This is a genomic window from Bacillus sp. FJAT-44742 (assembly GCF_002797315.1).
GTDB lineage: Bacteria > Bacillota > Bacilli > Bacillales > Marinococcaceae > Thalassorhabdus > Thalassorhabdus alkalitolerans.
On the sequence record NZ_KZ454936.1, the window covers coordinates 2,996,479 to 3,012,327 of the forward strand.

At 44.0% G+C, this 15,849-nt stretch carries 14 protein-coding genes; 3 read left to right on the forward strand and 11 right to left on the reverse strand.

The window, feature by feature from the left end:
* Positions 1-2: 2 nt before the first annotated feature.
* From uvrB to CEF17_RS14875, 8 genes are all read right to left on the reverse strand, one after another.
* Positions 3-1,979, reverse strand: coding sequence for an excinuclease ABC subunit UvrB (gene uvrB, locus CEF17_RS14840; RefSeq protein ID WP_100400210.1), 1,977 nt, complete (start codon positions 1,977-1,979; stop codon positions 3-5).
* 173 nt (positions 1,980-2,152) lie between these two features.
* A complete protein-coding gene (locus CEF17_RS14845; protein WP_100400211.1) occupies positions 2,153-2,380 on the reverse strand; it encodes a DUF2198 family protein in 228 nt (75 codons plus the stop codon).
* A gap of 218 nt (positions 2,381-2,598) precedes the next feature.
* Positions 2,599-3,789, reverse strand: a complete 1,191-nt coding sequence (locus CEF17_RS14850) for a PDZ domain-containing protein (protein WP_100400212.1) — start codon at positions 3,787-3,789, stop codon at positions 2,599-2,601.
* A 405-nt stretch (positions 3,790-4,194) separates the two neighbouring features.
* Positions 4,195-5,700: a S41 family peptidase gene (locus CEF17_RS14855; protein ID WP_100400213.1), complete on the reverse strand. Its 1,506-nt coding sequence runs from the start codon at positions 5,698-5,700 to the stop codon at positions 4,195-4,197.
* A gap of 372 nt (positions 5,701-6,072) precedes the next feature.
* Positions 6,073-6,750, reverse strand: a complete 678-nt coding sequence (locus tag CEF17_RS14860) for an ABC transporter permease subunit (protein ID WP_100400214.1) — start codon at positions 6,748-6,750, stop codon at positions 6,073-6,075.
* On the reverse strand, positions 6,740-7,750 hold the full coding sequence (locus CEF17_RS14865) for a methionine ABC transporter ATP-binding protein (protein WP_198508980.1): 1,011 nt from the start codon (positions 7,748-7,750) through the stop codon (positions 6,740-6,742). The genes CEF17_RS14860 and CEF17_RS14865 overlap by 11 nt, the downstream gene beginning before the upstream one ends.
* Positions 7,751-7,872: 122 nt before the next feature.
* The gene (locus CEF17_RS14870) at positions 7,873-9,081 is read right to left on the reverse strand and encodes a pyridoxal phosphate-dependent aminotransferase (RefSeq protein WP_100400216.1); all 1,209 of its coding nucleotides are present in this window, start codon (positions 9,079-9,081) and stop codon (positions 7,873-7,875) included.
* A 237-nt stretch (positions 9,082-9,318) separates the two neighbouring features.
* The gene (locus tag CEF17_RS14875; RefSeq protein WP_100400930.1) at positions 9,319-10,167 is read right to left on the reverse strand and encodes a manganese catalase; all 849 of its coding nucleotides are present in this window, start codon (positions 10,165-10,167) and stop codon (positions 9,319-9,321) included.
* Positions 10,168-10,525: 358 nt separating this feature from the next.
* On the opposite strand from CEF17_RS14875, the gene CEF17_RS14880 reads away from it, so the two are divergent.
* The 3 genes from CEF17_RS14880 to CEF17_RS14890 all read left to right on the forward strand — a co-directional run bounded on the left by CEF17_RS14880 (position 10,526) and on the right by CEF17_RS14890 (position 12,413).
* Positions 10,526-11,281 carry a hypothetical protein gene (locus CEF17_RS14880; protein ID WP_100400217.1) on the forward strand — a complete coding sequence of 252 codons (756 nt, stop codon included), beginning with the start codon at positions 10,526-10,528 and terminating at the stop codon, positions 11,279-11,281.
* 259 nt (positions 11,282-11,540) lie between these two features.
* Positions 11,541-11,735: a hypothetical protein gene (locus CEF17_RS14885; protein WP_100400218.1), complete on the forward strand. Its 195-nt coding sequence runs from the start codon at positions 11,541-11,543 to the stop codon at positions 11,733-11,735.
* A 33-nt stretch (positions 11,736-11,768) separates the two neighbouring features.
* Positions 11,769-12,413, forward strand: coding sequence for an STAS domain-containing protein (locus tag CEF17_RS14890; RefSeq protein WP_332835317.1), 645 nt, complete (start codon positions 11,769-11,771; stop codon positions 12,411-12,413).
* Between the two features lie 81 nt (positions 12,414-12,494).
* Here CEF17_RS14890 and CEF17_RS20905 read toward each other — a convergent pair whose 3' ends face one another.
* The 3 genes from CEF17_RS20905 to ftsE all read right to left on the reverse strand — a co-directional run bounded on the left by CEF17_RS20905 (position 12,495) and on the right by ftsE (position 15,600).
* Complete coding sequence (locus CEF17_RS20905; RefSeq protein ID WP_100400219.1) at positions 12,495-13,946, reverse strand: murein hydrolase activator EnvC family protein; 1,452 nt, start codon at positions 13,944-13,946, stop codon at positions 12,495-12,497.
* Positions 13,947-14,030: 84 nt separating this feature from the next.
* Positions 14,031-14,924: a permease-like cell division protein FtsX gene (gene ftsX / locus CEF17_RS14900; RefSeq protein WP_100400220.1), complete on the reverse strand. Its 894-nt coding sequence runs from the start codon at positions 14,922-14,924 to the stop codon at positions 14,031-14,033.
* Positions 14,914-15,600, reverse strand: a complete 687-nt coding sequence (gene ftsE / locus CEF17_RS14905) for a cell division ATP-binding protein FtsE (protein WP_100400221.1) — start codon at positions 15,598-15,600, stop codon at positions 14,914-14,916. Before ftsE ends, ftsX begins: the two co-directional genes overlap by 11 nt.
* Positions 15,601-15,849: the final 249 nt, after the last annotated feature.

Below are 15,849 nucleotides of genomic sequence, written 5' to 3' on the forward strand. Positions count from 1 at the left end.
CGTCATCCTTCCGCTTTAAGCTCTAAAATCATATCTCTCAGCTCAGCAGCTCGTTCAAAGTGAAGATCTCTTGCTGCCTGCTTCATTTCACTTTCCATTTCTGCGATCACTTTTTCTTTTTCTTTCTTGCTCATTTTTGCAAGCGCCGGCTTATCAAGACCATCATCTTCCTCATTCACCACTGTTGCCTGGATGAGCTGAGGAATTTCTTTTTGTATCGTCTGCGGCGTAATATTGTGTTTTTCATTAAACTCTTCCTGCAGGGAACGGCGCCGTTTCGTCTCACTAATCGCAATGTCCATGGATTTTGTAATTTTATCAGCATACATAATGACATGGCCATTTGCGTGCCGGGCTGCCCGCCCCATCGTCTGGATCAGCGAACGTTCTGCACGAAGAAATCCTTCTTTGTCAGCATCTAAGATAGCGACCAGGGAAACCTCAGGAATATCCAGTCCTTCCCTTAAAAGGTTAATTCCTACGAGAACATCGAATTGTCCCATCCTGAGCTGACGAACGATTTCAATTCTCTCTAATGTTTTTATATCGGAGTGAAGATACTTTACCCGGATCCCTACTTCCTTTAAGTAATCCGTTAAATCCTCAGACATTTTCTTTGTTAAGGTCGTAACGAGCACTCGTTCGTTTACTTCTTTTCTTTCATTGATCTCACCAATTAAGTCATCAATCTGTCCTTCAATCGGCCTGACATCAATTGTCGGGTCAAGGAGCCCGGTGGGACGGATAATCTGTTCGATCATTTTAGGAGTTTTTTCAATTTCATAAGGTCCTGGAGTAGCAGACACGAAAATAGACTGAGGTGTTTTCTTTTCAAACTCCTCAAACTTCAGTGGCCGGTTATCCATCGCAGACGGAAGCCTGAAACCGTGGTCCACCAGGGTCTGCTTTCTGGCCCGGTCACCTTTGTACATCCCATTGACCTGAGGAAGCGTCACGTGGGACTCATCTACCACTAACAGAAAGTCATCCGGGAAGAAATCGATAAGAGTGTACGGTGTGTCTCCCGGCTGACGGAATGTTAAATGGCGGGAATAGTTTTCGATTCCTGAGCAAAAACCCATTTCCTTCATCATTTCAATATCATAGTTGGTTCGCTGTTCGAGGCGTTGTGCCTCAAGCTCTTTCCCATTGTCCCTGAGCTCCGTTAAGCGCTCTTCTAATTCTTTTTCAATATTTTTGATCGCTCTGAGCAGTTTATTTTCACGGGTCACAAAGTGAGAGGCCGGAAAGATGGCTACATGGTTTCTTTCCCCTTTTATCTCTCCTGTTAACGCGTCAACTTCAGTCATCCGGTCTATTTCATCCCCGAAAAACTCAACACGGATGCATTGCTCATCCCGCGATGCCGGGAAAATTTCAACAACGTCACCGCGAACCCGAAACGTACCGCGGACAAAATTGATATCATTTCTTTCATATTGAATATCTACCAGATCCCGTAACAGCTGGTCTCTTTCTTTTTCCATTCCTGTGCGGAGAGAAACGACCATTTCACGGTATTCTTCTGGAGAACCTAAGCCGTAAATACAAGAAACACTCGCCACAATGATTACATCATTCCGCTCAAAAAGAGCACTGGTAGCTGAGTGTCTGAGTTTATCTATTTCTTCATTTATGCTTGCATCTTTCTCGATAAATGTATCAGATTGAGGGACATACGCCTCAGGCTGGTAATAATCATAGTAGCTGACAAAGTACTCTACTGCATTGTTTGGGAAAAAATCCTTAAACTCGCTGTAGAGCTGGCCGGCAAGTGTTTTATTGTGAGCCATAACAAGAGTCGGCTTATTTACCTCTTTCACAACATTGGAGATAGTAAATGTTTTCCCTGTTCCTGTCGCCCCGAGAAGAGTCTGATGCTCTTTTCCTTCATGTACCCCTTTTACAAGCTCTTCAATGGCCTTTGGCTGGTCACCGCCGGGCTCATATTTAGAAACGAGGTCAAAAGTTTCGTTCATATTTATCCCTCACTTTATTAGACAATTACACGGACCTTAACACACACTAATATCTAACATTATACCACAAAAAAGTGAAAATCAAACGAATAAACGAACATACATTCGTTTGTTACATTATGATTCCATTTCTTCCAGGTGCCAGGCACCTCAATAGAAACCAAAAAACCGGCTTAAGGGCCGGTTTTTTGACTTTGTATTTTTCTGTAAACAAGGTACGTTCCTCCAAGAAATGAGGCCAGACCTAAGAGCATCACCCAAATCGACCGGGACCATGGCTCTAAAGCAAGAAGGACCATGAGAGTGACCGCGACTGTTCCTATAAAACTATGTGTCACACGGGCCATAAAAAACAATAGAAAAAAAGGCAAAGCCAAAGCTGCAAGTAATTCTATAAACAACTACCATACTCCTCTCACTTTCAAAGCACTTCCATCCTGCTTTGTACAGCAGGCTGACTCCTGGGAAAACAGTATTCAAGGATGCTGCCACAGCAGAGCAAGACCTGCCAACGGTACTTTTCTGCTACAGTCAAACTTTCTTATCCTTAGTGTCTGGTGTCATCCATCACACGATTCAAAGCCTTCGTAAAAAGGAGGGCCTATCTGGCCCTCCCATGTTATCCGGTTTCTTCCTCAGGCGCTTCTTTTCTCTTCACTAATAATACACCAACATGATGATGAGCACCATGAAAAACAGTTGACTGAGCAAAACGGATTTCTCCGTTTAAATCAGCTACATCAAGCTTACAGTACGCTGAATTTCTTTGCAGCGCTTTATAGAAATCCTTTTCCCCGTTTACAGGGATGCCGTTTACTCTCATAATGATCTCACCTGGCTTGAGCTCCATTTTCTCAGCCGGTGAACCAGGTATCACTCCCAGTACCTTTACCCCTTTGGTCTGCATTGTAAAAAATGGTGGATTAGAGTCTTCCTGTATTTTTCCAACAATAGAAGCAGCAATTCTCAGGACAATTGCCACGATTGCTGTAACGAGCACAAATACCGGATAGAAATAGGCAGCAACAGCTCCTGCCAGAGCAAGAATTCCTGCCCCAACGACTCTCTGGCCATGAAGACTGGCTGCTTTCCAAGGGAGCGTGTGATATATGGTAAAGGAAGTTCCAATCGCCATCGGCACCAGCCAAAGGGCAAGGCCGCCGTCACCTATTGGTAGGACCGGCCACCATCCCAGTCCTTCGATTTCTCCTCCAGGGACAAATACAAGCAGTGGAACAAACCATAGCCTTTGCAGCTTATGGGCGCCAATCCATTTTCCTCTTGTACTCTTCTTCAGGAGTGGAGATGTATGCTTCTGACCATTTTTCAGTATTAATATTCCTTCTGCCAGCATGAACAAAGCAAGAAGAAGAACAGCAGGCATTAAATTCGCTTCTGCTAACGTCTGCAGCCACCCATCCACAGTCATATTGCCTATTTCAAGCTGTGAAGGGATAAAATATGCAATGAGAACAGCCAGACCGAGGACATAGGAAGGAGATAACAGCCATGCTCTTCCTGTCAGAAGAAATACAACGTACAGCAGGCCGACCAGCAATAAAAATGACCACGGAACAGAAGCCCCTGCCAAAAGAATAGCTATTGAAACAGCAGCCCCTGCCAGGAGCCCCGGAACCATTGGTGTAAGCAAGTCATCGAGGGTATCCTGTACTCTCGTATGAAAATCAGCTCTTTCTTTTTTTACCCGTCTGTATCCTAGAAGGATCATTGCTATTAAAAAAATGTAGGTTAATGGATGTGCAAAAAATCGTCCAATTGCTATGAGTAGTTCCCATCCGATCGCTCCCATAAAAGATGCCCCTTTTCTATGCCGTGCAGCTTAGGTGTAAGTTGGTTGCAACGGTGTAGTTGTAGTATCTATTAAAATAATTTGCCTGCCCCATTAGTATCCAGTGTACCTCTCTGCTTACCCGTGAGCTGCAGGCCCCTCATCCGCTGTTTGTTACATGGATGATACATTTTATGTGTTTATATGTAGGTTCTTTAACAAATGACTTTCTTACGCATGTATATGACATGCCCTACCCTTATTTAGCCATGAGAACCATGCATTTATCAATATAGAAAATCCGTTCGGTCCCTTTAATGATATCATCTTTTTCATACAATTCTCCTTATATTTCGACACTCCTTCTCTCCTTTCCTCCATGCTGATAAAAAAACAGGCAGGGAATACATCCCAGCCTGTCTGCTGTTATTCAGCACTGCTCTGTTCTACAACCAATTCGATTGCTGTTTTTAACTGTTCATCATTATCAGGGTCGCGGACCAGCTCCACTAATTCCTGGTGCATCGCGTTTGCTGTCTCTTCATCAATGATTCCTGTAGCCTCTATGTCGCTGGAGTTTTGAAAAGCCTGAACTGCCCGCTCTGTCTGTGCATCAAAATAGCCATCTGTCCGGCCTGTTTCATAACCAAGGCCTGTCAGCATTTCCTGGGCTGCCCGGATCTGATCTCCCATTGAATCCCTTTCAAGAGGTTCTTCATCGTCGACAGCAAGGGCTGCCAGATAAAAATACTCGGGCTGCTGGACTTCCACTGTCGGCTCAACCCCGACTTCATTAATGTCATTTCCATCAGAAGTCAGCCATTTAAAGAGAGACAATTTCAATTCACTGCCGTCTCCAAGCTGAATTGGCTGCTGAACCGTTCCTTTTCCATAGGTTGTCTCTCCAACAAGGTCGTAGTCCCCTGCTTCTTTTAAAGCACCCGCAAGAATTTCAGAAGCAGAAACGCTTCCCCGGTCAATCACACCGACTACAGGATAGTCTTTTTCTTCTTCAAGGGAAGAAACGTAACTAGCCACCTCACCCTCACGAGATTCGATTTGTACAATGGACTCTCCTTGCGGAATAATCTGGTCTCCTATTTCCTCTACGCTGTTTAAATATCCTCCAGGATTTCCGCGAACATCAACGATAAGCCCGTCAATGTCTTCGCTCTCCAGGTTTTTAAGATGTTCTGTAAATTCTTGAGAGGTGTTCTCTGAAAAAGATGTAATTTCAAGGACTCCTACTGTTTGTCCTTTATGCTCATATGTGTCACTGCGAACGGTTTCTACAGGGATTTCATCCCGTTCCACCTCAACAGTAAATGAATCTGAATTCCCTGGGCGGCTTATTGTAAGATTGACTACTGTCCCCTTTTCACCGCGGATCTCCAGTACTGCTTCATACAGCGATAACCCTTCTGTACTTTCACCATCAATTTCCACTACCTGGTCATTCGGCTGAAGTCCCGCTTCTTCTGCCGGTGAATCCCTGAAAGGTGCTACAATCGTAACGTATCCATCGGTCATGCTGACTTCCGCCCCGATCCCTTCAAAGTGAGAATCGAGAGACTCGGTAAACTGGGTTGCCGTTTCCTGGTCCATGTATACAGAATGGGGATCTTCCAGTTTTTCAACCATTCCCTCAATGGCACCCTCAATTAACAGGTCTTCATCTACTTCTTCTACATATTGCTGACTGATAATTTCAAAGGCATGATGTACCTTTTCAAAATCCCCGTCAGATGTTTGTCCACCCGGATTAAGTTCCTCTGCCAAATTTACAGAAGCCTCAGTCGCGGCTTCATCAGCAGGCTCCTGGCCCCTATCCTCATTGTCGCCCAAAAAGTTGGACCCTGCGTATAAGCCTCCCCCTCCAGCCACAATTGCTACTGCAGCAATGAGTCCCATTGCTTTGCTGCTTATGTCCATCCCTTTCACCTCATTACACTGGAAGAAAAAGCATTACACACTTCGCTGTGTAATGCTTTATCACTGCCATTTAATTATTTAGAATCCCATCGTCTTATCTATCGTTTCTACTCTCAATTCTTACCTTCACATAACGCGGAGGAAGAGCTCTCAGCAGTATGGCTTTGCAACGAAGTGCTTGCAACCATATATATGAAAACATTCAATCATTATGTTATGAACTTGTCTCTACTCATTAAATCACACAAAGGAAGCGAAAACAATTGGTGCCTGGCACCATATTTCATTTTATCCTAAATATCCCTTTAAAATGGGGATGAAGCCCTTTTTCTGTTACAAATCCATGACATTCTGATGTGGTGCCAGGCACCTTTATCTGCGCCGGCGGCCTGGACCAGTCGCAGCCAGCCCAAGGCCAACGACTTTAAGAAGCAGCACCAACAAAATAAGCAGGCTGACAATCATATATAAGAGGCCCAATTCCTCTTCTGCGTATCCGACATGATAGGCAAGGCCGCCAAGTCCCCCGCCTCCAATGATTTCAGCAATTACCACTGCTCCGGTCACAGCTATGGCAGCTGTTGTGACGCTGCGAATGATCATAGGCCGCTTTTCTCTCCACAGCACCTTTAGCAGAATATCTTTTTTGGAAACTCCCAATGTCTCATAGGCTTCTGTAATTCCATTATCAGCGGCGTAACAAGACTCTATTGCTCTTCCTATGTAAGAAGTGAAAATAAGAATAAGTAACAGATTGACTTCCCACCAGCCAAAAGGAGTTGAGATAAATTGCACACCAGGCAGGATAACAAGCAGCAGCAAAATAAATGGAATGGTATAAAACAAAGCAAGTAAGACTTTAACTCCGTGATAGATTGCTTTTTTTCCGCTGCCCTCCCCTGAACGCATGGTTACAAGGAACAGCCCCAACACACTTCCTAAAAGCAAGGAAATTAAAAAGACGACTCCTATCGCGGCAAGTGTCTGCAGGATAGCTTCCGATAGATTGGCTTCCCACCCGTTTAATAGTCCGTTCATATTAAAAATCATCAGGATCCAACCTTTCGATGCCAATCCCTTCTCCTTTTAAAAATTCTAACGAGGAGGATATGTCTTTATCACTTCCCTGGATATGGACAACCATTCTACTAAAGGGTTCATTCTTCAACTGTAAAACGGCGGCAGTCAAAATATTCATAAATACATTATATTTTTTCGCTGCAAGGGCGTACGCAGGTTTTATCGTGGCTCTTCCGGCATAGGTCAGAGTGACAGCCTGTCCAGCCTGGGTAACCACGGGTTTCATTTCCTCCGGGGCCCAGACAGGAAACAAACGGGATATAAGAGCTTTAGCTTCTTCACTTTGCGGGTTTGAGAGTAAATCAATAACCGGAGCTTGTTCAACTATTTTTCCAGAAGCCATAACTGCAGCCCTGTCGCAAAGCTTGCAAATGGTTTCTATGTTTCTAGTACTCACAAGCATCGTTGTATGGAACTCTTTATTTACTTTTAATAAAAGAGAAATGAGTGACGCTGCCCCTTCCCTATCAAGAAGGTCTGTCACTTCGTCACACAATAGAATTTCCGGTTCCAGGGCAAGAGATCTTGTTAAAGCGGTCTTCTGTTTTTCCAATTCAGTAAGTTCCTGTGGATAAGCAGATTGTTTAGTCTCTAGGCCGGTAAACGCAAGGTATTTCTCCGTTCTCCTTTTTATTTCAGAGGATGAAACTCCTGTAAGTTTTAAAGGAAGGGCAATATTTTCATAGACTGATGAGCGTTCAAGCAAATGAGCTTCCCTCGTCACCATGCCAATATTTTGCCTGGCTTTCCTCAGGCTTTCGGCAGAGAGCTTTATCATATTATTGTCTTGTACAACGACCCTTCCCTTTGTCGGCCGGTCCAGTACATTTACAGAACGAAGCAACGTGCTCTTTCCAGATCCTCTCGCGCCGGTTACTCCAAAGATCTCTCCTTTTTCCACTTCAAGAGTGACTTCCCGTAAAGCAGAAACAGACTTTCCTCTCTTATTTCCCCCCGGAAAATTCTTCACAACTTCATTAAGACTAATCATCAGATCATTCCTTTTTACGTAGGGTGCCTGGCACCAAAATGGTAGCTAACTGGAAAACCCTTTACCGAATAGGGTTGCCATGATTATAGATTACAATTAGGTTACGGTTGAGAATGGTGCCAGGCACCGCTACGGTCACCGCGGTCACCAAGGCAGCGTTTGATTCGCTCCACCGCTTCTTCTATTCGCTCTTTCTCCTCAGTCAACGCTACCCTGATATACCCTTCTCCGTGCTCACCAAACCCTCGTCCAGGGGCAACGGCCACATGGGCCTCGTGAAGCAGCAATTCCGCGGTTTCATCGGATGTCATCCCATCAGGACACGGAAGCCAGGCAAAAAATGATCCTGCCGGTGCTTCCACCTGCCATCCGATAGAATGAAGCCCTTTGATCAATGTGTTTCTGCGTTCCTCATACATCTGCACAAGCTCCTCCACACAATCTTGAGAGCCAGTCAATGCAGTCGCAGCTGCTTCCTGAACTGCTCCAAAAATACTGACATACATATGATCCTGGTATAAATTAAGCATTTCAATCACAGAAGCGTTCCCTACGGCAAAAGCAATTCTCCAGCCAGCCATATTATAGGTCTTTGACAAAGTGAAAATCTCAATTCCCGTTTCCTTCGCTCCTTCTGTCTCTAAAAAGCTGAGTGGCTTTTTGTTATCAAAACCTATACTTCCATAGGCAAAATCATGTACCACACACAGGTCATGCTCTCGGGCAACCTTGACTGTTTCTTCAAAAAACTCTTTATTGGCTGCCGCCCCTGTAGGATTATTCGGGTAGTTTAAAAACATCAGTTTTCCTTTTTTCAAGGATTCTTCAGAAACCTCCGTGAAATCCGGCAAGAAATGATTTTCTTTTATCAGCGGCATCATCTCCATCTTTCCGCCGGCCAACGCCACCCCCGACCAGTAGTCAGGATATCCAGGGTCTGGCACGAGGGCCGTGTCTCCCTTATTCAGCAGGCACTGGCTTACCTCCACCAGGCCTCCTTTCCCTCCAAACAGCACACACACTTCTTTTTCAGGATCAAGTTCAACTCCAAACTGCTGTTGATAAAAAGAGGCAGCTGCTTCTTTTACATATGAATGTCCTCGAAATGGAGGATATCTATGATTCTCGTATTTTTCCACGGCATTTTTCATACTATCTACAATATGAGAAGGCGTAGGCTGATCCGGGTTTCCTTGTCCTAAGTTAATAATGTCGACTCCAGTATTCTTTAATTCGTTTACGGTTTTCACTAAATGTGCGAAGTATTGCTTAGGCAGTTGATCCATAATTTCTGAGCGCTTAAAGTCCATATGTAATCACCTTTCGCTTAAATGGCTGTTTTCTTAATTTTATCTTCGTAGATATCCTGGTAATAGTCAATTCTATCTCTTTTTTTCCAGTAAAAAAAGCTATTGACCCTTTTCTGGTCAATAGCTATCTCCTCTACCTCTGAACCTCTACTGGAAAAATTATTTATGTGAATGATTACTATCACCTCTACTACTTATATAAAAGATTCATCACTTTTTAAAGCTTTCTTGCTTACCTCAGCCCCGGTGGGGAGGAATATGTTTTAATACATGCGGAGGTGTATTAAACATATAAGGGGGAGCCGGACGAATAAATGGCTTTTCTCCGAACGGCGGAGGATTTTCAACATAGGTGAACTCCCCTAAGCTATCCATGCTCGGCCCTGAGGCCCATCTTCCTTTGCGGCTCTCTGTCCCTCTTGACAGGTCAAAATAGGTATAAGCCACCTCTTGTTTTTCCAGCTTCCTTGGGAACGTGGAAGGCACAACAATATTTTCCTGCTCCTCTAATTCACAAATTGCAGCATACCACATATTTTGATGCATCGTATCACGGGCAATGAGCCAGGAAAGCATATCTTTTACTCCCCTGTCATTTGTCATTTCATATAACCGGCATACTTGCAAACGGCCTTGAGATTCATAGGTTAAATTCATACGAAAGTCAGCAAGAAGATTTCCACTTGCGTTAATATAGGCTGCTGTCCAAGGATTTCCTACACTGTCAGCAGGCATAGCTCCAAGTCCTGAGACAATCGCATGCTGAGGATTCATTCCGCCAAGAATAGCGCCGAGCACCGGGTCCTTGGCCGCTTCTTCTAAATCTCCAACAGGGGCACCGTCAAGCAAGCGGGCAATCATTGTACAAAGCATTTCCACATGTGCCAGCTCTTCTGTTCCTGTATCCATTAATAAATCCCGGTATTTCCCATCTCCTCTTGTATTCCAGCCCTGAAACAAATATTGAAGCGCTACTGAGATTTCTCCAAACTGACCGCCTAAGACTTCCTGCAGTTTTTTTGCAAAAATAGGGTCCGGCCTATCGGGCTTGGCGTGATACTGCAGTTCCTTTACGTGATAAAACAACTTGCCCCCTCCTTTCATTCCTCCTCTTCACTATATATATAAGCCAGCCCGTCTTATTCCTTCTATGTTTATTCATATATAGTAGTCCGTAGAGAGAACAAGCGGAGCAGTGATTGATCTGCTGAATCCCTTTTTCAGCCAAGGGTTTGTATTGACCATTTATTCTGAATCCTTTACACTTTTAAATGATAATCATTATCAGCTATTGGTGCCTGGCACCCTTGAACAGTGAAATCCAGGGTTTCCCTATGTACCACTGTTTCCGACTGATTTTCTATTACAATTGAATTACATTTCCTCAGGGTGCCAGGCACCCTAAGAAAAATCGCACCACAATACTACATAAAGGTCTGGTTGTATGAATGAAAATATGTTAAAGGTCTTCTCCGTCACCAAAAGCAAACACACGATTGGCACGTACCGCCATAAGCTGTTGGATTTAACAGGGAATGAGGATTCTTCCGCCTTATTTGAATGGTACAAGCCATTAATATATGCACCCGGAAATGACGTAACAGCTGTCTTTTTAGCCAGCCGTATCAGCCGCTTTGCCGCTTTTGTCCACTGGGCCGCAGCTTCAGGACATTCCTGTGACTTTCAAAGCGTTTTTCTCTCCGCTGCCAGCTATCGAAAAAGAGAGCCTATTTTCACCTATCACGTTCCTGACTTTGAGACTTTTCACGACTCCTCTCACCAGGCACGTCTGTCTCATATCCAATATTTTTACCAAAGGGTTCTTTCACCTGTCTTTCAACAGTGGTCCGCTATTGCTGGATTGCCAAACCGAGAGCTTTGGGGCCAATTATACTATCAGGTGCCTCACTTTCTGGAGCTCGCTTCAGCTCGTGAATCAGACAGAGTGAAACACCTTTTGGAGAAGGATTGGAATTATATAAAAAATGGTGATCCAGGAAAGTTTTTTCTAGAAAAGCAATCTCCTCTCCACTTTCATATCCGCCCTATACTCAATCCTGTGGACAACTCCACCACGTACACAAAGCCTGTCTGCTGTTTAAATTACAAGCGGGCAAAACAACCTTACTGTTATAAATGTCCACGACTGACTCCAGAACAAAGACAAGAGTTTTATCACGCTTACGGCAAAAAGCTGTAGTTTACGGGATGGTAAGACGTCCAGCCCCGTTTTTTCCCCTTCTGCTGCAGCACTCTTTTCAGGATTTATCTCATTCCTCTCCTTCCTCCCTGAGTCTCCCCCTTCTTTTCTATTTTTTGTTTTATGGGGAAAGTAGTTTATAAAACGAATGTATTAATGTTACCCTAGTAGATGTGACACAGGACGCTAGTCGTATTTCTTTAGTTAAACAGAACATTTTTAAAATACATTCTTATACTAAATCGAAAGGAGGGAGCACATGACTCCTTATTCCTTCACCTCATTCGACCATGCAGCCGAAAATGTACTAAAGATGGTTAGCGGTCTAATGGAAGTAAACACTTTGTTTATTGCTAAAAACGATAAACAAGATGTAGAAATCGTAAAATCTTTTAATCGTGATCGGGTTATTATCGAAGCTGGGTTCGAAACAGATTATGAAGAGTCTTACTGACAATTTATTGTTCAAAACGGTCGGGAACCGTTTATCATTTCACACTTAGAACTGGACGAGGTAACAAAGGATATGGCAGTAACAAAAAACCTTGGGGGAGGGTCCCTGGCCGGCGTCCCTATCATGCGAAACAACGGGGAAAATTATGGCACGCTTTGTGCACTGGATACCAGGCCTGTTACCTTTACTGACAAGGACATTGAACTGCTCACAACCATGGCTGACCTTCTTGGATATGTGATTGATTTAGACAGCGCAAACGAGCGAGTTCAATCCCTTTCCGTTCCTATTGTCCCCATATTTCCAGGAGTAGTGGTTCTGCCAATCATAGGAGAATTTGACCAGCTCCGGGCTGAAAGAATTTTAGAAGTGGCGTTGGCAGAAGCTCACGACTCCTCTCTTGATTATTTTATTCTTGACCTGTCTGGTTTACATCAATTTGACGATTCATCTGCTGTGCATTTATTTCAAATTATACAATCGTTACGGCTCATCGGCTCCGAACCTGTCTTAACAGGTGTACGCCCTGACCTTGCGATGGAGGCCGTCAAACAGGATACTGATTTTAAAGGCCTGACCGTAAAATCGAACCTTGCTGACGCTTTGAAAGCTCTTGGCTTTACTCTGCAAAAAAATAAATATCCTTCTCAAAGTCTTGAAAGCAGAGCCACCCAGTAAGGCGTAATTCACCTATTATGTTGATGAAAAGGGAAGCATAAAAAAGCATGGATGAAGGCAGCCCCTTCAACCATGCTTTTTTTAATCAATATATTTTCTTGGGTTAACAGAATTAGACTTGGCACTGTTCCAGCCGCCTTCATGTACTTCAAAATGAAGGTGAGGCCCTGTGGAGCGGCCGGTGTTACCCATAATGCCTATTTGCTGGCCACGGCTCACACGCTCTCCTGAGGATACTCCAATCGAATCTAAATGGGCATAAAGAGTCGTCAAGGTCTGACCGTCTACATTGTGAGTAATCATTATCGTGTTTCCATACCCGTTCATATAACGAGCCTCAATGACTGTCCCTGACTCTGCTGCCATGATAGGTACATTAGACCTTCCACCCTGGCCGATATCAAGGCCGTGGTGCATTCGTCCCCAGCGAGGGCCATATTCCGACGTTCTTCTTCCCGTAGCTGGATTGTGCAAGCGGGTTCCGCTGTCTGCCGGTGCAGCGCTCGTTTCTGAAGCACTCGCGGAACCTTCAGCGTTATTACCCGAGGACTCTGACTCAGAAGAGCTGCCTTCTGCAATTTCTTCTGGACTGGCTTCTGTATTGGCTTCTGCAGCAGAAGCAGAGGCTGCCACTGCATTCTCACTTCTTTCCTGCTCCTCTTGTTCACTCTGCTGGGTTTGCTCTTCTTCTCGTTTTCTTTCTGCCTCCTCACGCTCAACTCTTTCTTCCTCTTCTCTTTGCTCACGAAGCTCTTCCTGACGTTGCCACTCGGCTAGTTCCTGTTCTGCCGCTTCCTTTTGCCTTGCTAATACTTCCTCTTCATTTTCAATTCCCTCAAGCTGTTCGAGAAGCTCTATTTCTTCATCCTCTAAGTTGTTAATCAGCTCGTCTTTTTCCCCACGCTTGTTTTCAAGCTCCACCATTAAACTCTCTAACTCTTCAAGCTGGGATTCAAGTGAAGAAAGCTGGCCCTGAAGTTCACTTTGGGCTGCCTCAAGCTGGTCATGATCCTCTTTGTGTGCTTCAAGAATGGATCGGTCTTGATCTGCAATGGTTGTGAGAGCAGTTATACGATCGAGGAGATCTCCAAAGCCTTGCGCTCCAAGAAGCACCTCCAGGTAATTCACAGAGCCGCCGTTTTGGTACATAGCACGAACACGTTCTTTTAAAATATCGTCCCTTTCCTCGATCCGTACTTGCAGCTTATCAATTTCTTCGTTCAACTCATCAATTCTATTACTAGTAGCTTCAATACTAGCTTTCTTTTCTTCCACCTTTTGATTAGCTTCGACAATACCTTCGTCGAGCTCTCGAATCTCAATCTCTACCTCTGTAATGTTTTCTTTAACTTCCTCTATCTCTTCTTCAGTTTTCTCTGCTTCTGCTTGATTTTCCTCACGCTGTCCCTCTATTTCTTCTATTTTTCCTTCTAACTCTTCATTAGCATAAACAGCCTTGGAATGTGGAGATTGAAAGAAGCCGGAAAAAATGAGCAGAAAAGCCAGAATGCATAGAGCCAGTGTTTGTTTCACAATTCCGTCTCCTCCTTGTTTTGGATATTGCTATTTTCAATACTGACAAGTAAGGGCATGGAGGCCTTTTGGTCAGCCATTCTGCTAAACTTTTAGAAATTTTCTCATAGACATCATGCTTCCCCACATGCCTACGAAGACACCAATCCCCGCTAGTATGACAGCAACGATGATGGTTAATGGATAAACACTGAGTAATTCAATAAACGACAGCTGAAATCTATCATTAAAAAAGTCATAAAAATAAGTATAGCCTGTAACCAATACAACAATAGGCAAAATGGACCCAATCATTCCATGGAGGATCCCTTCTATGAAAAATGGCCAGCGGATAAAACCATTGGTTGCTCCTACCAGCTTCATAATCTGTATTTCTTTTCTTCTGGCGATAATCGTTAATTTAATAGTATTTGAGATTAAGAACATCGCGGTAAACATGAGTCCGAGAACAAGAACCAAGCCAGAAATACGCAGTATATTTGTAAATGTAAAAAGCTGATCCACTACCTGCTGACCGTAATCTACTCTTTCAACATTCTGAAGCTCCTCCACTTCCTCTGCTACTGCTCCTGTCTGTTGAGGTTCTTCGGCAGAGATAACAAACAAATCATTCAGTGGGTTTTCGTCCCGGAGACTTTCAAAGCTTTCTCCTTGATCCCCGAGGCTTTCGATCAAATCCTCCAGCCCCTGGTCACGATCCAAATATGTAACACCTTCTATATGCTGAATATCCTGCAGTTCTTCGTAGAGCTCCTCCTGCTCTTCTGCAGAGGCAGTCAACTCTACATAAGCCCTGATTTCTACATCATCTTCTACAGAACTCATAAATTCATTAATATTTAATAGTAAAAGCAAAAAGACACCAACGACAAAAAGCATGATCGTCACAGAGCTGATAGAAGCAAATGTCATCCAGCCATTGCGTCCCAGATTTTTCAAGCCTTCTCTGCCGTGCCTTAAGAGGGTGCTACCTTTCATATCCATATCCCCCTCTGCGTTCATCCCTGGCAATTCGGCCATTCTCCACAGCTATCACTCTTTTTTTGATAGTGTTCACAATGTCTTTATTGTGAGTCGCCATCACAATTGTGGTTCCTTGGCTATTGATCTCTTCAAGTATGTCCATGATCTCCCACGCTGTGTCAGGGTCTAGATTCCCCGTCGGCTCATCAGCAATCAGCACGCTGGGATTATTAATAATAGCCCGGGCAATGGATATCCTTTGTTGTTCACCGCCGGAAAGCTCATCCGGAAGGAATCTTGCCTTATTTTTCAGGCCGACAAAACCCAAGGTCTCCATGACTCTTTTTTTTATGACCGTTCTTTTTTCCTCAAGAACTTCTAAGGCAAATGCCACATTTTCAAAAACCGTCAGCGTAGGCAGAAGCTTAAAGTCCTGGAAAACCACCCCAATATTTCTTCTTAAATGAGGGACGTGTTTCTCTTTTAAGTCAGCTAACCTTGTACCATTAATCGTGATTGTCCCGCTGGATGGCTTTTCTTCTCTGTACATCATCTTAATAAAAGTAGATTTTCCTGCACCACTGGGACCTACGACATAGACAAACTCGCCTTTCTTAATGGTGATATCAATCCCGTTCAACGCACGGACACCATTAGGGTACCTTTTTTCAACATCTTTCATTTCAATCAAAATGATCACTTCCTGAATCTGAATGGATGGAATTTCGGACAGGTCAAAACAGCTATGGAGAGTAATTGTACCGGGGAAGGTCTTTCTTTGGCAGATTGCACAAGCTGTTCGTTCTTGCTTTTCCCTGATCTATTCTGCCGCGAGACAGTTCAGCAGAAAATACACTTGTCCAAGGGATGATTTCCTTGAGAAACGGCATTCAGCCCATTTTGTCATTACAAACCACGCTTACATTTTCAACATAATTCG